Source organism: Bradyrhizobium sp. (assembly GCF_049581145.1).
Classification (GTDB): Bacteria; Pseudomonadota; Alphaproteobacteria; order Rhizobiales; family Xanthobacteraceae; genus Bradyrhizobium.
This window is the reverse complement of sequence record NZ_JBAURI010000210.1, coordinates 1-1,952: the sequence shown is the minus strand read 5'-3', so window position 1 is coordinate 1,952 and position 1,952 is coordinate 1. Positions and strand designations below refer to the sequence as shown.

The window sequence follows — 1,952 nt, the reverse complement described above, 5'->3', positions numbered from 1 at the left end:
ACATTGGGCCCTCTGAAAAAAGATTGCATAACGTCTAAAGGCTAATCGACCACCTTCACGATCATCTTCATTCGGGGATGGATCGCGCAGATCACGGCCACGTCTCCGTCTTCCTTGAAAGTGACGTCGACCGAACTGCCCGGCGCCTGCGACCCCAGATTGAATTCATTACCCTTGCTGGTCGACATGATGTTGTGCGGCACACTGTCGTCGTTGAAGAAGGTGATCGACTCTCCCTTCTTGACAGTGACGCTCTCAGCCGAAAAGACGCGGCCCTGCTGGTGGATGACCTCGGTGGCAGCGAAGGCGCCGGTGGAAAGACCGGAGACAATGACGAGAATAATCAATTTCGATGAGCGCATGGCTTATTCCTTCCTGTTCGTTGTTAGCGCGGGAGACTTGGCGCCGCAGTAGGCGTAAGATCGCTGGTCAGACTCTTTAGGAACGCAACAAGATCGGTTTTTTCCTGGGCAGTAAGCCCGAGCGGCCTCATCAGGTCGGAACGGCTTTGCCGGTCGACACCGCCGCGGTCATAATGTTCGACAACCTCCTCGAGTGTCGCCAACGAGCCATCATGCATATACGGCGCGCGGCGGGCGATTTCGCGCAGGCCTGGCGTCTTGAAGGCGTGTTGCATCTTGATGACACCCGGCACGAACTTGCCGCGGCCAATATCATCGCTGGGCAGACCGATATCCTGGAAGCCATCGTTGGTGAAATTCCAGCCTTCGTGGCACGCCGCACATTGTCCTTTGCCGTTGAACACGGCGAACCCACGTTTGGCCTCTTCCGAAATGGCCTTCTCGTCACCCTCGATCCAGGCGTCAAAGGGGGCACGCTCGGAAACGACCATGCGTTCATAGGTCGCGACAGCTTTCGCCAATGTCTTGGCCGTCATGCCCTCCTCTGGAAATACTCGGACGAACATCGGCTTGTACTCGGGGATCGAATCAAGACGCTTCATCAGCTGCTCGAGCGGCATATTCATTTCGCCGGCCGACTGGATCGGACCCAATGCCTGCTCTTCCAGGGTCGGCAGCCGTCCGTCCCACATGAAAATGTCGCCCCACGCCGCATTGATGATTGTTGGTGAATGGCGGCCGAGCTTTTGCATGCCGTGGCCGACTCCGACCGTAAGGCCGTCTCCCCAGCCGAAACTGGGGCTGTGACAACTTCCGCAGGATTGCGCCGAAGAAACCGAAATACGTGTGTCGAAGTAGATCTTCTTGCCGAGCGCAGCCTTCTCCGGCGTGTATGGATTGTCTTTCGGAAAGGGAATCCCCGCCGGTCGACGATAAAGAGCCTTCAGGGCGTCGGTCCCCGGCGCGGCTTTCGGCTGCAGGGATACATGCTTGATTTCTCCGACGAGAGCGGCTGCCAGGACCAGGTTGGCAAAGCCGAAAGTCCCAAGCATGAACGAGCTAACGGCCAACCCTGTTGAAATGATCCGACCAATCCGGTTTGGCCGCATGATTTATCTCCGAGCTGGGAAATGACGGAAAACGATTGAAACGAATCGACCCAATGCGGCAACTACACCGCAAATCGATGTAAGATATCTTGCTTAAGAGCACCGTAAGAATACGGGCTACACCAACGCACGACGCCGCTTCGCACTCGATGCTGATCACGAATCAGGCCCGCTTTCGACCATCGCTCCTAGCGCACGGAATCGATTTATCGCTCCACGAGCTTTGCAAGTACTCAATGGGCCAGATGGAGTCCTTAACGCGACGCAACGGCATTTAGGAGACGTCGACGTCTCAGGTCGCGTTGGGCTGATCGCGCAGTTTCGTCTGCATGCGAGACACTTCCGGCCTGCCCCGAGCAACAGATATCAGCAGCCCTGCCAACCGGTAAGGTCCGGGCGAACTCCGGACATGACGGGAAAGCCCCGAAGTTGTTGCCGTTGGGCGAGAAAGGAAGCGAGCGATATTGCTTTGGGCCCTCGA

General features: G+C 56.9%; 2 protein-coding genes. Both read right to left on the bottom strand.

The genetic code is table 11. From position 1 onward, the window contains the following. Positions 1-41 precede the first annotated feature (41 nt). Positions 42-362 (bottom strand): cupredoxin domain-containing protein, encoded by a 321-nt coding sequence (locus tag WCB02_RS07050; protein WP_423957114.1) that lies wholly within the window; start codon positions 360-362, stop codon positions 42-44. A 23-nt stretch (positions 363-385) separates the two neighbouring features. Next, positions 386-1,447 (bottom strand): cytochrome-c peroxidase, encoded by a 1,062-nt coding sequence (locus WCB02_RS07045; RefSeq protein WP_423957115.1) that lies wholly within the window; start codon positions 1,445-1,447, stop codon positions 386-388. Positions 1,448-1,952 lie beyond the last annotated feature (505 nt).

Bases quoted from the DNA above. Each gene is read 5' to 3' on its own strand.
- WCB02_RS07050 (WP_423957114.1), bottom strand. From the start codon at position 362: ATGCGCTCATCGAAATTGATTATTCTCGTCATTGTCTCCGGTCTTTCC.